The following is a 16,870-nucleotide window of genomic DNA, read 5'->3' as shown; positions in this document are numbered from 1 at the left end:
AACAATTTCAACAAAAGAGAGGCAATACCATGGGTGTCTATGACTACAAAAACCACAACTCAGCCGAATCCAAAGCGCTGTTTTCCGATGCGCTGGCGATCACGCTGTATTCCTATCACAACCTCGACAATGGCTTTGCCACGGGCTATCAGCACAATGGTTTCGGCCTTGGGCTGCCGGCGACGCTGGTCACTGCGCTGATCGGCGGCACCGACTCGCAAGGGGTGATTCCCGGCGTTCCCTGGAATCCCGATTCGGAAAAAGCCGCGCTGGACGCCGTGCAAAAGGCCGGCTGGACCCCGATCACTGCCAGCCAGTTAGGCTATGGCGGCAAGGTCGATGTGCGGGGAACCTTCTTCGGCGAGAAAGCCGGTTACACCAGCGCTCAGGTCGAGATTCTCGGTAAGTACGACGCTCAAGGCCATCTCACCGAAATCGGCATCGCGTTTCGCGGCACCAGTGGCCCCCGTGAAATACAGATCAGCGACTCCATCGGCGATGTGATCAACGACCTGATGGCGGCGCTGGGCCCCAAGGATTACGCCAAGAACTACGTCGGTGAAGCCTTTGGTTCATTGCTCAAGAATGTCGCCGCATTTGCCACCGCCAATGGCCTGAGCGGCAAGGACGTACTGGTCAGCGGCCACAGCCTCGGCGGGTTGGCGGTCAATAGCCTGGCGGACCTGAGCGGCGATCACTGGAACGGCTTCTACAAGGATTCCAACTACATCGCCTACGCGTCACCGACCCAAAGCAACACCGACAAGGTGCTCAACATCGGTTACGAAAACGACCCGGTATTCCGTGCGCTGGACGGTTCAACGTTCAACCTGGCATCGGTCGGCGTACACGATGCGCATCAGGATTCGGCAACCAACAACATCGTCAGCTTCAACGACCATTACGCCTCAGCGGCGTGGAACGTACTGCCGTTTTCGATCCTCAATGTCCCGACCTGGATTTCCCATCTGCCCACCGGTTACGGCGATGGCATGACCCGGGTGCTGGAGTCGCAGTTCTACGACCTGACCAACAAGGACTCGACGATCATCGTCGCCAACCTGTCGGACCCGGCGCGCAGCAACACCTGGGTTCAGGACCTCAACCGCAACGCCGAGCCGCACAAGGGCAGCACCTTCATTATCGGCAGTAACGGCGACGACCTGATCCAGGGCGGCAAAGGCAACGACTACCTGGAGGGCGGCGATGGCAACGACACCTTCAGGGATGCCGGCGGCTACAACATCCTGTTGGGCGGCAAGGGCAGCAACACGCTGGACTTGCAGCAGTCGGTGAAAAACTTCGATTTTGCCAACGATGGCGCTGGCACCTTGTACGTGCGCGATGCGAACGGCGGGATTAGCATCACCCGCGATATCGGCAGCATCATCAGTAAAGAACCGGGTTTTCTCTGGGGTTTGCTCAAGGATGACGTGACCCATAGCGTCACCGACAAAGGCTTGCAGGTCGGCAATAACCTGACCCAGTACGCGTCATCGGTGAAGGGCGACGCGGGAGACAATGTCCTCACGGCGCATGCAGCTGGCGACTGGCTGTTTGGCCTGGACGGCAATGATCATCTGATCGGCGGCAAGGGCAATGACGTGTTTGTCGGCGGTGCCGGTAATGACCTGATGGAGTCGGGAGGCGGCAGCAACACCTTCCTGTTCAGTGGCCACTTCGGCAACGACCGGATCCTCGGCTACCAGAGCAGCGACAAGCTGGTCTTCCTCGGCGTCGAAGGCGTGGGGCAAAACTACGACGTACGTGACCACGCCAAAGCGGTTGGCGCCGATACCGTATTGAGCTTCGGTAATGACTCGGTGACGCTGGTCGGGGTTGGGCTCGATCACCTGGCCAGTTCAGGCGTGGTGATCGCCTGACGCCAAAAAGCCCGGCGCGAACCTCGGTTCGCGTCGCAATGCTGTTCACTTAAGCCGATGTTTCAGGCTCATCCGCAGTTGTGGCGAGGGAGCAAGCTCCCTCGCCACAGATACTTCTCAGGCCTCCAGACTTCCTTAAGTGAACAGCATTGCGGTTCGCGTCGGGCTTTTCAGCGTTTATTCATAGTGAATCACGATGCCCTTGAGCTTGCGTCTCTGCTCGGAATGGAGATCCCGGTCCAGCGGAAGCGCGACGCTGACGTAATCCGAAATGGGCAGGGTCATGTCGTAGATCACCACCACCGCATCGCCGCCGATTTTCGCCGCTTCTTCACGCAGTCTCTGCTCGAACTCGCTGACGGGCGGGGCCGGCTGCGTGCGTGTGTGCAGAATCACTTCACCCAACCGCGTGTACGGTCGTGTCGGCGCGGTACGCAGTATTTGCACCGAGTCCGGGGACGTCGCGGTTGTGTGCTGGGCCCCGGCGTATTCGGTGGTGTGTGCGTGGATACTGCTGCACGCACTGAGCCCGAAGACGGCAAGGGCCAGTGCCAGAACTTTGAAGCCGGGCAGGGGAAGCGCGAAGTCCTTATCGCTCAATGGGCGTTGTAGGGGCTGCACGCTGGTAATTCCTTCTGATTGAAAAAGGTGACCTGTCGCTACACGGCAGGCTCAAATACCGGACAAAAGCATTTCCCCGGGATCAGGAAAGCGCCCGTCGACTCTGAAAAGCATAGCCACAATGTTCCGGTGAGCCAGGCGTAAATCAGAATTTTGCGCGTGTGCCCCGGTATTTTTTTGCCATGGCACTAAACCACCGGGCAGGCCATGCGTTTCCAGAGGGCGCCACCTTCGAGCAGTACAGACACCAGGCGCGGTGAACCGAAACAGGAGATTGAACACAGTGAGTAACAGCAAGAGGCAGGCAGTCGTAGCGGCGCTGATGATGTTATCGGCGAGCGCGATAGCTGAGGAGTTGCCTCATAGTTCGATTTTGAACCGGTACGGCGTGACCGCCGATCAACTGCCGACACCCGCACAGGTTGAACAACCCGAGCCTGATCCCGAGAAAAGCCATTTCCAGATTCAGCCGGAACAACCCTGGGTGAAACTGAGCACGGGTAATGGTAAGCAACCGCCCGTGACCGGCAATATCAGCATCGACAACGCGAATGCCCGGGAATACGAGCGCTGCCAAATGATCAGGGGGCAATTGCTGCAACGCGGTGGGCAGGTCATTTCCTGTGATAACAGTATCCGGCGGCAAGACCCTGCATTTCAGATGCCCTAAGGCTTTCGATCATTTTCCGGTGCGGATGGTGGCGACATCGTCCGCCTTGACCTTGATCTTGGCGTCGGAAATGTCCTTGAACTCAATGAAACCGTCTGTGCCTTTGGTTTTCGGCATGTCCTGGGTCAAATATTGGGTGCCGTTCTGCAACGTCACCACCGTTGGCGACGCGCAACCGCCTAATGCCAGCAAGCCTACAATCGCCAAGGGCATGCTCAGAATGCGGATATTCATCAATAAACCTCGCTTACAAAATTCTTTTGATCGTCTCGACGCACAGGTGCGTCATTTCGATACCGACCGTTGTTGGTGTCACTCACTCCAGGAAAGTTCGGTTTATGACGGAAAAAGTCGAAAGCCGAATGATGACGATCAGTTAAGCCGTAACACGAGCCGGACATGGTGACCTTCATTACGCAAAACCGGCCGCCGATCTTTTTCCGTTTGCCAGCACCGGGCTCAGCTGATATCTGTACGCATAACCAGTATCTGCTCGCCATGGCGCTTTCTATTCGTGACAGTCAATCCGCTCGAAGATCCGTTCTATTACCTGAACAACTTCCAACAAGTGCTCGCCTGGCTTGAGCAGCGCTATGCCGATGTGCTGAGCCTGGAAGAGCAGCAATTTATCGTTGATTTTGGCCAGTTGCCGCGCGCCTCTCAGGCACTGCTGGTCAGGATGGTCATGCGCAAGGGCGAGCATTTTCGCCTCGGCAAGTTGCATTACGCCGAAATAGGCGAGATCGCCAGCGCGGCAGAACCCTTGCTGACCCTTGGCTGGGTTGACGAACAGGCGCCACTTTCGATTGAGCAACTGTTCGAGGTGCTACTCAAACCGGAAATCCTTCAGTGCTTCAGCACGGCAATGGAACAACCCAAAGCGAAGAAGTCCGAGTGGCTGGCCGCACTGAGCGAGCAGTTCACCGAGGCGCAGTCCTTCAAGAACTGGTGCCCGACGCTGGATGACCGGTTGTTGAGCCTGACCATCATGGATCTGTGCGATCGGCTGCGGCTGATGTTTTTCGGCAACCTGTATCAGGACTGGTCGGAGTTTGTCCTGGCCGATCTTGGGATCTTTACCTACGAGAAAGTCGAGTTTTGCGCCGAGTCCCGAGGCTTGCGCAGCCGCGACGACGTCGAGGCGTTTCTCTATCTGCACGATTGTCAGCTGCGTTTTGAAACCGGGGAGCCGCTGGAACAGGTCGTCGAACAGATCCAGGCAATGCAAACCGCCAACCCCTGGCTCGAGCGGCGACGCGCCAAGCTGCTGTTTCAGATCGGGCAACACTGCGAGCGCATTGCTGATTTCCCGGCAGCGCTGACGATCTACCGCGAATGTGCGTACCCCGGCGCCAGGTTGCGCTTGATCCGGGTACTGGAACGTTGCGCCGAGTTTCAATTGGCCCTGGAGTTGGCGACCCACGCCGAACACGCGCCGGAGAGCGCCGCCGAGCAACAGCAACTGTTGCGTGTGCTGCCCCGGTTGCGGCGCAAACTCGGCGGCCCGCCGGCGCCTCGGGTCAAGACGCGCGAGGTTGAGCGCCTGGACTTGAGTCTGTCGCGAATCGACCCGGCACTGTCAGTTGAGTTCTACGTCCAGGCTCATCTCGATGAACCCACGGCGCCAGTGCATTACGTCGAAAACAGCCTGATCAACTCGTTGTTCGGGCTGCTCTGCTGGCCGGCGATTTTCGCACCGTTGCCTGGCGCATTTTTTCACCCATTCCAGCGTGGGCCGGTGGACCTGCTCAGCGAGGATTTTCATTCCCGGCGTGCCGATCTGTTCCAGGCGTGCCTGGCAGAGCTGGACGATGGGCGTTATGCCGAGACCATCCGCCAGCGCTTTCGCGCCAAGTCGGGGGTGCAGTCACCCTTCGTGTTTTGGGGCGTGCTGACCGAGGAGCTGCTTGAGCAGGCGCTGGACTGTCTGCCGGCTGAACACCTCAGGCACTGGTTCCATCGACTGTTGCTGGACATCAAGGCCAATCGCGCCGGGATGCCGGACCTGATCCAGTTCTGGCCGCAACACAAGACCTACCGGATGATCGAAGTCAAAGGCCCGGGCGATCGCCTGCAAGACAACCAACTGCGCTGGCTGGAGTTCTGCCACCAGCACCAGATGCCTATCGCTGTCTGTTATGTGCAATGGGTGGAGCACGAGGCGTGAGCTACAGCGTAGCGGTACGTGCGTTGTGTGAGTTCACCGCCAAGGTCGGTGATCTCGACCTGCGCTTCACCCCGTCGCCGACTGCCCTGGAAGGCATCGTCGGTCACCGCACTGTCGCTTCGCGGCGTAGCGAGACCTATCAAAACGAAGTGGCCCTCGAAGGCGAATATCGGCAGTTGACGGTCAGGGGCAGGGCGGACGGTTATGACCCCGGCCAGAACCGCCTTGAGGAAATCAAAACCTACCGTGGCGAACTGGAGCGGATGCCGGCCAACCACCGCCAGTTGCATTGGGCCCAGGCGAAAATCTACGGCTGGTTGATGTGCCAGAAATTGCAGCTGGCCGAGATCAAGCTGGCGCTGGTGTATTTCGATATCGTCAGCGAAAAGGAAACCAGCCTGGTCGAAACCTGGAGCGCGTTTGAACTGGAACGTTTCTTCACGCAGCAGTGCGGGCTGTTCCTGCAGTGGGCCGAGCAGGAAATGGCCCATCGCGAAGCGCGCAATCAGGCCGCGCAGGTACTGGGCTTTGCGTACCCGGACTTCCGCCCGGGGCAACGTCACCTCGCCGAATCGGTGTTCAAGGCAGTCAGCACCGGTCGCTGCCTGATGGCCCAGGCTCCGACCGGCATCGGCAAGACGGTCGGCACGCTGTTCCCGATGCTCAAGGCGTTCGCGCCGCAGCAACTGGACAAGGTGTTCTTCCTCACCGCCAAGACTCCCGGACGCAAACTGGCGCTGGATGCGGCACAGGTGATCGTCGACAACAGCGACGGTTTACCGTTGCGAGTGCTTGAGATGATTGCGCGCGACAAAGCCTGCGAGCACCTGGACAAAGCCTGTCACGGCGAATCCTGTCCGTTGGCGAAAGGTTTTTACGATCGCCTGTCGGCGGCCCGTGAGGCGGCGAGCCGGGTGACCTTGCTCGACCAGGCGGCCCTGCGCGAGATCGCCCTTGAACATCAGGTATGTCCGTATTACCTGAGCCAGGAAATGGCCCGTTGGGCTGACGTGGTGGTTGCCGACTACAACTACTATTTCGACTTCAGTGCGTTGCTGTTCGGTTTGGCCCAGGCCAACCAGTGGAAAGTCGCCGTGCTGGTGGATGAGGCCCACAATCTGGTGGAGCGCGGTCGGCAGATGTACAGCGCCAGCCTTGATCAATTCGCCTTGAATACGCTGCGCAAAAGCGCTCCCGAGGTGCTGAAGAAGAGCTTGCAGCGGGTCAACCGTGAATGGAACGCGCTGCACAAAACACAGATAAGCCCTTATCAGGCTTATGCCAAGGCCCCGGAAAAACTGTTGCAAGCGCTGTCGCTCTGCACGACCGCCATTGGCGATTACCTCAACGATCACCCGCAAGGGTTGGACGCTGCTTTGCAGAGTTTCTATTTCGATGCGCTGCAATTCAGCCGGGTCGCCGAACTGTTCGATGAGCATTTCCTGTTCGACATCAGCAAGCGCGACCTCGGCAACACGCGCAGCCTTTCGCAGCTGTGCCTGCGCAATGTGGTGCCAGCCGGTTTCATCCGCCCGCGCCTGACGGCGGCGCGCAGCACGGTGATGTTTTCCGCGACCTTGAGCCCGCAGCGTTATTACGCCGACCTGCTCGGGTTGCCGGCTACCACGGTGTGGATCGACGTTGAGTCGCCGTTCAACGCCGAGCAACTCAAGGTGCAGATTGTCAGCCGGATCTCCACCCGATTCGTGCACCGGCAGGCCTCGCTTGCGCCGATTGTCGAGTTGATGGCCCGACAGTTCATTGAGCGTCCCGGCAATTACCTGGCGTTTTTCAGCAGCTTTGATTATCTGCAACAGGTGGCGCAGCTGTTTGCCGAGACTTGGCCGCAGATCAACCTGTGGTCACAGTCACGCGGCATGGACGAAGCCCGGCGTCAGGCATTTCTGGAGCAGTTCACACCCACCAGCCAGGGCATCGGTTTTGCGGTGTTGGGCGGGGCGTTCGGCGAAGGTATCGACTTGCCGGGCTCACGCTTGATCGGTGCGTTCATCGCGACGCTGGGGCTGGCGCAACTGAACCCGGTCAACGAGCAGCTGAAACAGCGCATGGCGGCGATCTTTGGTGCGGGTTACGACTACACCTACCTGTTTCCCGGTGTGCAAAAGGTGGTGCAAGCCGCCGGGCGGGTGATTCGTACCCAGCAGGATCAAGGCGTGGTGATGCTGATCGATGACCGCTTTGGCGAAAGCAAGGTCCAGCAGTTGTTGCCGCGCTGGTGGTCGGTCAGCGGGCGCGCGTGAGACGCGCCGCCGCCGTCAATGCATGCCGACTGTCCGGTCGGCCCGGCGCGAGTTCTGAACACTGCGTGCCTGGTGCACCATGCTGACCAGCTCCGCGGCAAAACGGTGGCAGTCGCCCGGCCAACGTGCGGTCAACAGGTTGCCGTCATGCACGATAAATCCGTATTGCGGGTTTTCTGTCGAATCACGTTGCGAGAATCTTGGCCCCGGCAAGAAGTCATGGACGCTGGCCAATGCCGCGGTGACTTCGGCCTGCACCGTTTGCGAATAGGTGCGGTAGTAGCGGCCGAGCCATGGTGCGGTGATCCACCAGGCGGGCAGCTCCATAGTGTTGGCCAGCAGCGCGGTCACCTTGCGCCCGTGCAGCACCGAAAGGACGTTATCGGTATCCCGCGTGCGGGCCAGCAGCAATACGCCATGGCAGACCGCCGCGACCGGTTTCTGTGCATCAAAGAAGTGCCGGACAATCCGCCGGGCGTCTTCGGATTCGAGCAAACTGCACATGCCCTTGGCGTGGCCGCCCGGGATCACCAGCCCCTCGTACTGCTCGGGGTCTACTTCGGCGTAGGCCATGGGTGATTTGAAACCTTCGTCGGCGGTCATGGCCGCGTAACACTGAAGATCTTCCTTGCGGGTCATCAGCAGCGAGTTCAGTGGCCCGAAACCGATGTCCACCAGTCGTGCGTCGGCGTAGGCCGGCAAGCCTTTTGGTGTCGCAAAGCACACCTCGATTCCGGCGTCATGCAACGCCTGCCAAGGCACGCTGCTTTCAGTGGGGTCGTAGTCAGCCTGAGGTAACAGGAAAAGCAGCATGCTCAAAGCCTCGAGTCGTCAGCGCTGGGGATCGTCTATTGCTCTGAGTCTGGACGCAGGGACTGGACTTCGCCAGCCGTTGCCTGCCGATTTGATGCAGTCAGCGGCTCAAGCCTCAGTGAACCGAAACTTGAACAGCGTGCACGGGTAGCCGTCGACGGGAAGCTGATGAAGAGTGAACTGACCCTGGGTCAGCTCGGGGATGATTTTTGACCAGAACGCCTGCGCCGGCTGATTGGCGTCGATATGAAAAATCTGCCACTGACCGGGAAGCTGCTGGAGCAGGGCAGACACCACAAACCTGCCGACGCCGCGCCCGCGATAGCGGCGGCTGACGAAGAGATAACCGATGTTGTACTGCACGTCGTCGAAACGAACTGCATCGTCAACCGTCACGAACCCGGCGATATCTCCGTCAACCTTGATCAGGAACGCTTGCGTCGCAGGCTTTCGCCAGTAGTCCAGCATGGGCTGAAGGGGGAAGAATCCATGGGCGCCAATCTTCAGCGGCAGCCACTCGCTGAAGTCATACAGATAGAACTGCATCAGGTTTTCGATGCAGTCCAGTTCATCCCGTTGTGCGCGGTGCAGTTCGATCGCGGCCATTGCCCGAAGCTCCAGACGATTCGATGACGATGGCGATTAACCTAGCACCTCACGCAAACGATGCCACAACATGCCCAGTGCCAGCAGCGGTGTACGCAATGCACGGCCACCCGGAAAGGTCATGTGCGGCACTGCGCTGAAGACGTCCAGGCCGTGGCTGTGTCCGGCATGAATCGCTTCGGCCAGCAATCGCGCGGTCCAGTGTGTGACGTTGAGGCCATGACCGGAATAGCCTTGGGCATAAAACACGTTCGGGTACTGCGACAACCGCCCGACCTGGGGGAAACGATTGGCGGTGATGCCGATCCTGCCGCCCCATTGATAGTCGATGCGCACATCGGTCAGCTGCGGGAACACCTTGAGCATTTTCGGGCGCATGTAGGCGGCGATGTCCGCTGGATCGCGCCCGGAATAATGGCAGGCGCCGCCGAACAGCAGGCGCCGGTCTGCTGATAATCGGTAATAGTCGAGTCCGACTTTCTGGTCGCACAGCGCCAGGTTCTGCGGGATCAATTCGGCGGCAGCCTGCGCTGACAATGGCTCGGTCGCGATGATGTAACTGCCCGCCGGCAGCACCTTGCCGCTGAGCCGTGGTTCCAGATCCTCCAGGTGCGCGTTGCAGCCCAGCACCAGACTCCCGGCGCGCACCGTGCCGCCTGCGCAGCGAACCTGCACGGTGCTGCCATGGATGATCTCCAGCGCCGGGCTTTGCTCGAAAACCCGCACCCCCAGCGACTCGGCGACCCGAGCCTCGCCGAGCACCAGGTTGAGCGGGTGCAGATGGCCGGAGCCCATGTCCACCAGTCCGCCTGCGTACACACCGGAGTTCACCACCTGGCGCATGTCCTCGGGCCTGACGAGCCGGGTTGCATGGGCATAACCCTGGGTGCTGAGGGTTTCTTGCTCCAGCTGAAACGCGGCAAACTGCGCGGGTGTATTGGCCAGTTCGCAGAAGCCCCAGCGCAGGTCGCAGTCGATGCCATGCTCGCGGATGCGATTGCCCACCACCTCGACCGATTCGATGCCAGCGCGCTCCAGATAGCGCACGCCTTCCTGGCCGACATAACGGGCAAAACCCGAAACGTCGTGGCCAATGCCGCGGATCAACTGCCCGCCATTGCGGCCGCTGGCACCCCAGCCGATCCGCCGCCCCTCCAGCAGAATCACCGAGAGTCCGCGCTGGGCCAGCTCAATCGCGGTGTTGACGCCGGTAAAGCCGCCGCCAATCACGCAGACGTCGGCTTGCAGATCCGACGTCAGCGTCGGGTGTTGCACCATCGCATTGGCCGAGGCGTTGTAATAGGAGCGGGCGTGTTCCGCCGACAGGTTTATAGCGATCTGATTCATTTGTTGGACTTCACTTTGCTCCAGGAGCGGGTCATCACGCGCATGATTTCCGCTGTCGGTGTGGTCGAGATGTACAGCTTGTCCAGCACCGCCTGGGAGGGGTAAACCTCTGGATTGTTCACCAGTTCCGCGTCCATGAACTGCTTGGCCGCAGGGTTGGGGTTGGCGTAACCGACGGTGGCGCTGACCTTGGCGATCACTTCCGGCTCGAGCAGGTAGTTGATGAATTCGTGGGCTTGTTTGGCGTTACCGGCGTCGGCGGGCACGGCCAGCAAGTCGAACCACAGGTTGCCGCCTTCCTTGGGAATCGCGTAGGCGATGTTCACGCCGTTCTTCGCTTCCTTGGCGCGGTTTGCCGCCTGGAACACGTCCCCCGAGTAGCCGAAGGCGATGCAGATATCGCCGTTGGCCAAGTCCGACACGTACTTGGAGGAGTGGAAGTAGGTGATGTATGGGCGGATGGTCAGCAGCTTGGCTTCGGCTTTCTTGTAGTCTTCGACATTCGAGCTGAGTGGGTCCATACCCATGTAGTTGAGCACCGCCGGGAATACTTCGTCGGGCGAATCCATCATCGACACGCCACACTGGCTGAGCTTTTTCAGGTTTTCCGGTTCAAACAGCACGGCCCAGGAGTCGATGTGATCGACACCCAGCACTTTTTTGACCTTGTCGACGTTGTAGCCGATGCCGTTGGTGCCCCACAGGTACGGTACCGAATGCGCGTTACCTGGGTCGTTCTTCTCCAGCAGTGCCAGCAATTTAGGGTCGAGGTTTTTCCAGTTCGGCAGCTGCGAGCGGTCCAGTTTGAGGAACGCGCCGGCTTTGACCTGACGCGCCAGGAAATGGTTGGAAGGCACCACCACGTCATACCCGGTACGCCCGGCGAGCAGTTTGCCTTCCAGGGTTTCATTGGAGTCGAATACGTCGTAGATGACCTTGATACCGGTTTTCGCCTGGAAGTCGGCGAGGGTGGTCGTACCGATATAGTCGGTCCAGTTGTACACACTGACGCTCGGCTGCGCTTGCACGCCGAGGCTGCAGAACAGCGCGAGCGCTGCGGGAACAACTGATTTCAATAGACGCATTTCGACACCCCTTTGAATGATTGTTTTCGATGTTCTGGATTTGTTAGTTCCGCCCTCCGGGCCAATGCCAGGCACAGCCCGCTCCCACAGGTTTCATGCCCTGACTGAGTGACATTGGCCTGTGGGCGGGACCGATCAGCGCTGCGGGTTAAACACTCAGCAACAGGAACTCGCGCTCCCAGGAACTGATCACCCGTTTGAAGTTTTCGTGCTCGGCGCGCTTGACCGCGACGTAGCCGCGGACGAACTTGGCCCCCAGGTAACGCTCGATGGTCGGGCAGTCTTCCATGTGCGCCAGTGCATCCTCGATGGTGATCGGCAGGCGCAGGTTGCGTCGCTCATAGGCGCGGCCCTGCACCGGGGCGCTCGGTTCGATGCGCTCGATCATGCCGAGGTATCCGCACAACAGGCTGGCAGCGATGGCCAGGTACGGGTTGGCATCGGCGCCCGGTAAACGGTTTTCCACGCGCATGGCCTCGGGACCGGAAGTCGGTACGCGCAACCCCACGGTGCGGTTTTCTTCACCCCACTCGACGTTCACCGGTGCCGAGGTGTCCGGCAGGAAGCGGCGGAACGAGTTGACGTTGGGTGCGAACATTGGCAGCAGTTTCGGAATGTACTTTTGCAGGCCGCCGATGTGGTGCAGGAACAGCTCGCTCATCTGCCCGTCGTCTGTGGCGAAGATCGGCTTGCCGGTGGCGATGTCGACCACGCTCTGGTGCAGGTGCATGGCGCTGCCCGGTTCGTCGCCGATCGGCTTGGCCATAAAGGTCGCGGTGACGTTATGCTTGAGCGCCGCTTCGCGCAGGGTGCGCTTGAACACAGTGATCTGGTCGGCCAGATCCAGCGCATCGCCGTGACGGAAGTTGATTTCCATCTGCGCCGGGCCGTCTTCGTGGATCAGCGTGTCGAGGTCCAGACCTTGCAGTTCGCACCAGTCGTAGACGTCTTCGAACAGCGGATCGAATTCGTTGGCCGCATCGATGGAAAACGATTGGCGACCGCTTTCGGCGCGGCCCGAACGACCCAATGGCGCCTTGAGCGGCAAGTCCGGATCTTCGCAGCGCTGGGTCAGGTAGAACTCCATTTCCGGCGCCACGATCGGCTGCCAGCCCTTGTCGGCATAGAGCTTGAGGACTTTCTTCAAAACGTTGCGCGGCGACAGTTCGATCGGATTGCCGAGCTTGTCGAAAGTGTCGTGAATCACGATGGCGGTCGGCTCGATGGCCCACGGCACCACGTAAATCGCTGAAGAATCCGGCCGACAAACCATGTCGATATCGGCAGGGTCGAGCAGGTCGTAGTAAATGTCGTCGTCGACAAAGTCCCCGGTTACCGTTTGCAACAGCACACTTTCCGGCAGGCGCATGCCTCGCTCATGCAGGAACTTGTTGGTGGGCGCTATCTTGCCGCGAGCGATACCGGTCAGGTCACTGACCACGCATTCGACTTCGGTAATCTTGTGTTCTTTCAGCCATGAGGACAGCTGATCGAAAGGGGCATTCATAAAGACCTCGTTGTTGGTTTTATCAGCGCCAGAGTCGGTCTCTGCATCTCGTACAAGTGGCGAGAGACTTTCCCTGTAGCGCGTTGACGACTATCTTGGTCGACGCGTTTCGTTCCATCTATCCACTTTAAGCAGAACCAAAACGCACCAAAAAAGTGCGCACAGGTCATTCCATGACAGAGTCAAACCCCTTGCACGTGCAGGCTTTCAACACCGCTGATGTCGCCGAACAGATCCGCGCGACGCCTGGGTGGGTGCAGCACTATCAGCAGATGTCGCCCGGGCATTTCGCAGGCCTGGTGCGTTATCTGGACCTGCAAGGCGTGGAGATTTACGAGGAGTGCATGAACACCCGCGTCGAGCAGAATTTCAGCGCGCCGCCGGGCTCGCTGGCGTTCTGTTTCGATCGCAGTGACAACGCGCTGTATGTGCTGAACGGCGAAAGTCGCAACATCTGGATCACGCCAGAGAACTATCAGGAAGTGGCCGTGGTGTTCGGCCCGGAATTCGTTCAGCGCAATGGATTGAATGTAGAGCGGCTGGAAGGCCTGTTCATGGCGCCGCTCAACTCGCAGCAGAACGCATTGTTCAGCCGCTGGCTGAGCGGCACCCTGACCCGGCTGTCGCACACCATCGATCCGCCAAGCAAGGACGCGCTGACTCAACAGCTGCTGGACGACTGCCTGTTTATTCTCGACAACGCCTGCGTGTGCCTGGACCAGGGCGCGTTGCAGCGCCGGACAGGGGAGCGAGCGATCATGAAACGGATCGGTGAATGGGCGGCGGATACGCCGGAAGAGAACCTCAATTTGCTGGAGCTTTCCCAGGTCGCCGAAGTCTCGCTGCGCCAGCTGCAACACGCATTCAAGACCTACACCGGCATGGCGCCGACGCAATGGCTGCGCCTGCGCCGGCTCAACAGCGCCCGTCGCGAATTGCTCAGCCGCACCGCGACCGACACCACGGTGGCCGAAGTGGCGATGAACTGGTCGTTCTGGCACCTTGGGCGGTTTTCCAGCAGCTACCGGGCGCTGTTCAAGGAATTACCGAGTGACACCTTGAAGCGCGCTTGCGCCACTCAGCCGAATGCGCGCCTGCGCCGTTAAAATGTCGGCGGGGTAATCACCCATATCACCACTGCATCGACGTCGCCGGGGTTGCCATAACGGTGGGGTTCCTGGCTGGAAAAACTGAAGCTGTCGCCTTCGTTGAGCTGGAAATGACGTTCTGCGACCCACAACTCGAAAGTGCCCGACAGCAGATAACCGGCTTCTTCGCCTTCGTGGCTGTAGCTGTGCTGGCTGTAGGTGCCTGGCGGGAAGCGTGAGTGGAGCATTTCCAGCTGACGGTTGGGTTGCGGGGTCAGCAGTTGGTCGACGATGCCGTCTTCGTAATGCACGCTCATGCGGCTGTTCTTGCGCACCACGTAACCGTGGTCTTCGGGCGCGGTGTTGGCTTCGCTGGCGAAGAACCACTGGATGGTCACGCCCAGGCTTCGGGCGATGTTGAACAGCGCGGGAATCGACGGGTAGGCGAGGTTGCGTTCGAGCTGGCTGATGTAGCCTGCCGTCAACTCACTCATGTGCGCCAGCTCCGCCAGGGTCATGCCCCGACGTTTGCGCAGGCCGCGAATCCGCGTGCCGAGAAAATGCGGTTCGGCGCTGCCGGTTGCGGGCTGTGTCGTGCTGTTGTTGCTCATGGTGAGTTCCGAACCGGGCTGATGAGCGCAATCGCTGTGGGAGCAAGCACGCTCCCACAGGTTTACGGACCCGGAGTATAAACAGCCTCAAAGCTCCCAGGCGACTTTCAAGCCTTCATAAATCGCTTCTTCCGCGGTGCGCGGGGCCAGACAGTCGCCGATCCGCCGAAACTCCACCAGACCTTGCAGCTCGAGACCCAAGGTGTCCACCGGCTGATGGCCCTGACACAGCACCAGCGTATCGACGTTTTCGAAGAGCATCGGTTCGCCACTGGCGGTGTGTTGCAAGTAGACGGTGTTGTCGTCGCAACCGTAAAGCCGCGCATAAGGCGTGATCGGGATGCCCAGCTTATGCAGTTCGCCGGCCAGTTGATCGCGCACGTACAGCGGCAGGTTTTCCCCGCAATGAGTGCCGTTGACCGCCAGTTGCACCTGATGCCCGGCGCGCACCAGGCGTTCGGCAATGCCGGGGCCGATCCAGTCGCAGCGCCAGTCGACCACCACCACTGAACGGCCAATCTGCACCTCATCGCGCAGCACCTGCCAGGCGTCCACCACCTGCAACTCACCGCCACGTTCGAACGCCGGCCAGTAGGGCTCGGCGCCGGTGGCGACGATCACCATGTCCGGCCGTTCGCGCGCAACCAACGCCCGGTCAACGCGGGTATTGCGCACCACGCGCACGCCGGCCAGTTCCATCTCGCGCTGGAGGTTGGTGCTGGCACCGCCGAACTCGCTGCGCCGTGGCAACAGTTGCGCCAGCAGCACTTGCCCACCGAGTTGCGAACTGGCCTCGTAGAGCGTCACCTCATGCCCGCGTTGTGCAGCCACCGCCGCGGCTTTCATTCCGGCCGGACCACCGCCGGCAATCATGATGCGTTTGCGCTGAGTGGTCGCTTGCCGCTGGCCGAACAGCAACTCGCGACCGGTTTCCGGGTGCTGGATACAGGAAATCGGCAGACCTTTGTGGAAATGCCCGATACATGCCTGATTGCAGGCGATGCAGGCCCGCACATCTTCGGCGCGCCCGGCGTCGGTCTTGTTGGGCATTTGTGGGTCGCAAATCAGCGCACGGGTCATGCCGCACACATCGGCCTGGCCACGCGCCAGAATCAGTTCGGCTTCCTGTGGCTGGTTAATGCGCCCGGTGACAAACAACGGAATGCTCAGGCTGGCCTTGAAGGTTCCGGCTTCCTTGGCCAGGTAGGCGGCTTCGATCGCCATCGGCGGCACGATATGCACCGCGCCACCCAACGACGCCGAGGTGCCGGCGACGATGTGCACGTAATCCAGCTGCGCTTGCAGCGATTGGACGGCTTGCAACGACTCGTCTTCAGTGAGCCCCTCCGGGTCGCGCTCATCGGCGGAAATGCGCAAGCCGATGATGAACTGCTCGTCGGTGTTGGCGCGCACGGCGGCGATCACTTCGCGCAAAAAGCGCAGGCGCTGTTGCAGGTCACCGTTGTAGTCGTCGGTGCGGCGGTTGACCCGTGGGTTGATGAATTGCGCCGGCAGGTAACCATGGCTGGCGACCACTTCGACACCGTCCAGCCCGGCCTGATACAGGCGCCTGGCAGCGGCACCATAACCGGCGACGATCTCGTCGATCATCGCCTGATCAAGCGCGCGCGGCATCACCCGAAAACGCTCGTTGGGTACTGCCGAAGGCGAATAGGCAACCGCCAGCAGGCCATCGCTGGACTCCATGATCTCGCGTCCCGGATGGAAGATCTGCGAGAGCACCACGGTGCCGTGGGCGTGGCAGCTTTGCGCAAGTTTCCGGTAGCCCTCGATACAGGCGTCGTCGGTCGCCATCAGCACATGCGAGGTGTAGCGCGCACTGTCATGCACACCGGCCACTTGCAACACGATCAACCCGACACCGCCTTCGGCGCGCGCCTTGTGATAGGCGATCAGTTGTTCGTTGACCAGGTTGTCGGTGGGCATCGAGGTGTCATGCCCGCTGGACATGATGCGGTTTTTCAGGCGTTTGCCACGAATCTGCAAGGGTTCGAACAGATGCGCAAAGGCTGGGGTCGAGGTCGGCATGGTACGGGTACTCCAGGCGGGCTGAAGCCGAAAGGCCGGGTTTTCGGCGTTGTTATTATTGCCCTATAGAAATTTACCGCCAGTAAAAAATCAACTTGTTTTTTTACTAATGCTTGCAGTAGCTTGTTTTGGCGCCCACTCCTGGGGCGAACCTCACCACAA

The 16,870-nt window shown here is 60.0% G+C and carries 14 protein-coding genes; 5 read left to right on the top strand and 9 right to left on the bottom strand.

Annotated elements, in window-relative coordinates:
- The first annotated feature begins 29 nt into the window (after positions 1-29).
- Positions 30-1,883 (top strand): polyurethane esterase, encoded by a 1,854-nt coding sequence (locus AC3WK5_RS02915; RefSeq protein ID WP_103314567.1) that lies wholly within the window; start codon positions 30-32, stop codon positions 1,881-1,883.
- Positions 1,884-2,060: 177 nt separating this feature from the next.
- Here AC3WK5_RS02915 and AC3WK5_RS02910 read toward each other — a convergent pair whose 3' ends face one another.
- The gene (locus AC3WK5_RS02910; protein WP_256585097.1) at positions 2,061-2,504 is read right to left on the bottom strand and encodes a hypothetical protein; all 444 of its coding nucleotides are present in this window, start codon (positions 2,502-2,504) and stop codon (positions 2,061-2,063) included.
- Between the two features lie 283 nt (positions 2,505-2,787).
- Between AC3WK5_RS02910 and AC3WK5_RS02905 the strand changes: the two genes are divergently transcribed.
- Entirely contained in the window at positions 2,788-3,174 is a 387-nt protein-coding gene (locus AC3WK5_RS02905; RefSeq protein WP_103314568.1) for a hypothetical protein, read from the top strand.
- Positions 3,175-3,183: 9 nt separating this feature from the next.
- Here the strand turns inward: AC3WK5_RS02905 and AC3WK5_RS02900 are convergent, their stop codons facing one another.
- Positions 3,184-3,408, bottom strand: a complete 225-nt coding sequence (locus AC3WK5_RS02900; RefSeq protein ID WP_103314569.1) for a YgdI/YgdR family lipoprotein — start codon at positions 3,406-3,408, stop codon at positions 3,184-3,186.
- 280 nt (positions 3,409-3,688) lie between these two features.
- Between AC3WK5_RS02900 and AC3WK5_RS02895 the strand changes: the two genes are divergently transcribed.
- Both AC3WK5_RS02895 and AC3WK5_RS02890 read left to right on the top strand, forming a co-directional pair.
- Positions 3,689-5,341: a VRR-NUC domain-containing protein gene (locus tag AC3WK5_RS02895; RefSeq protein ID WP_103314570.1), complete on the top strand. Its 1,653-nt coding sequence runs from the start codon at positions 3,689-3,691 to the stop codon at positions 5,339-5,341.
- Entirely contained in the window at positions 5,338-7,602 is a 2,265-nt protein-coding gene (locus AC3WK5_RS02890) for an ATP-dependent DNA helicase (protein WP_103314571.1), read from the top strand. Before AC3WK5_RS02895 ends, AC3WK5_RS02890 begins: the two co-directional genes overlap by 4 nt.
- A 15-nt stretch (positions 7,603-7,617) precedes the next feature.
- On the opposite strand, the gene AC3WK5_RS02885 is transcribed toward AC3WK5_RS02890, so the two are convergent.
- The 5 genes from AC3WK5_RS02885 to AC3WK5_RS02865 all read right to left on the bottom strand — a co-directional run bounded on the left by AC3WK5_RS02885 (position 7,618) and on the right by AC3WK5_RS02865 (position 12,960).
- Positions 7,618-8,415, bottom strand: coding sequence for a DJ-1/PfpI family protein (locus tag AC3WK5_RS02885; RefSeq protein WP_103314572.1), 798 nt, complete (start codon positions 8,413-8,415; stop codon positions 7,618-7,620).
- 108 nt (positions 8,416-8,523) lie between these two features.
- Positions 8,524-9,021 (bottom strand): GNAT family N-acetyltransferase, encoded by a 498-nt coding sequence (locus AC3WK5_RS02880; protein WP_103314573.1) that lies wholly within the window; start codon positions 9,019-9,021, stop codon positions 8,524-8,526.
- A gap of 36 nt (positions 9,022-9,057) precedes the next feature.
- Positions 9,058-10,368, bottom strand: coding sequence for an NAD(P)/FAD-dependent oxidoreductase (locus tag AC3WK5_RS02875; RefSeq protein ID WP_103314574.1), 1,311 nt, complete (start codon positions 10,366-10,368; stop codon positions 9,058-9,060).
- Entirely contained in the window at positions 10,365-11,453 is a 1,089-nt protein-coding gene (locus tag AC3WK5_RS02870) for a polyamine ABC transporter substrate-binding protein (protein WP_103314575.1), read from the bottom strand. Before AC3WK5_RS02870 ends, AC3WK5_RS02875 begins: the two co-directional genes overlap by 4 nt.
- Before the next feature lie 148 nt (positions 11,454-11,601).
- Positions 11,602-12,960, bottom strand: a complete 1,359-nt coding sequence (locus AC3WK5_RS02865; RefSeq protein WP_103314576.1) for a glutamine synthetase family protein — start codon at positions 12,958-12,960, stop codon at positions 11,602-11,604.
- A 173-nt stretch (positions 12,961-13,133) separates the two neighbouring features.
- Between AC3WK5_RS02865 and AC3WK5_RS02860 the strand changes: the two genes are divergently transcribed.
- Entirely contained in the window at positions 13,134-14,066 is a 933-nt protein-coding gene (locus AC3WK5_RS02860; RefSeq protein WP_103314577.1) for a helix-turn-helix domain-containing protein, read from the top strand.
- On the opposite strand, the gene AC3WK5_RS02855 is transcribed toward AC3WK5_RS02860, so the two are convergent.
- Positions 14,063-14,659, bottom strand: coding sequence for a cupin domain-containing protein (locus AC3WK5_RS02855; RefSeq protein WP_054597331.1), 597 nt, complete (start codon positions 14,657-14,659; stop codon positions 14,063-14,065). The genes AC3WK5_RS02860 and AC3WK5_RS02855 overlap by 4 nt on opposite strands.
- An 87-nt stretch (positions 14,660-14,746) precedes the next feature.
- Entirely contained in the window at positions 14,747-16,708 is a 1,962-nt protein-coding gene (locus tag AC3WK5_RS02850) for an oxidoreductase (RefSeq protein WP_054597332.1), read from the bottom strand.
- Positions 16,709-16,870: the final 162 nt, after the last annotated feature.

It is taken from the genome of Pseudomonas sp. FW306-02-D09B, assembly GCF_058782685.1.
This window is presented reverse-complemented; position numbering and strand designations above follow the sequence as displayed.

Excerpts from the sequence above, each read along its gene's own strand:
- AC3WK5_RS02915 (WP_103314567.1), top strand. The coding sequence starts at position 30 with ATGGGTGTCTATGACTACAAAAACCACAACTCAGCCGAATCCAAAGCG.
- AC3WK5_RS02900 (WP_103314569.1), bottom strand. The coding sequence starts at position 3,408 with ATGAATATCCGCATTCTGAGCATGCCCTTGGCGATTGTAGGCTTGCTG.
- AC3WK5_RS02885 (WP_103314572.1), bottom strand. The coding sequence starts at position 8,415 with ATGCTGCTTTTCCTGTTACCTCAGGCTGACTACGACCCCACTGAAAGC.
- AC3WK5_RS02880 (WP_103314573.1), bottom strand. The coding sequence starts at position 9,021 with ATGGCCGCGATCGAACTGCACCGCGCACAACGGGATGAACTGGACTGC.
- AC3WK5_RS02875 (WP_103314574.1), bottom strand. The coding sequence starts at position 10,368 with ATGAATCAGATCGCTATAAACCTGTCGGCGGAACACGCCCGCTCCTAT.
- AC3WK5_RS02870 (WP_103314575.1), bottom strand. The coding sequence starts at position 11,453 with ATGCGTCTATTGAAATCAGTTGTTCCCGCAGCGCTCGCGCTGTTCTGC.
- AC3WK5_RS02865 (WP_103314576.1), bottom strand. The coding sequence starts at position 12,960 with ATGAATGCCCCTTTCGATCAGCTGTCCTCATGGCTGAAAGAACACAAG.
- AC3WK5_RS02860 (WP_103314577.1), top strand. The coding sequence starts at position 13,134 with ATGACAGAGTCAAACCCCTTGCACGTGCAGGCTTTCAACACCGCTGAT.
- AC3WK5_RS02855 (WP_054597331.1), bottom strand. The coding sequence starts at position 14,659 with ATGAGCAACAACAGCACGACACAGCCCGCAACCGGCAGCGCCGAACCG.
- AC3WK5_RS02850 (WP_054597332.1), bottom strand. The coding sequence starts at position 16,708 with ATGCCGACCTCGACCCCAGCCTTTGCGCATCTGTTCGAACCCTTGCAG.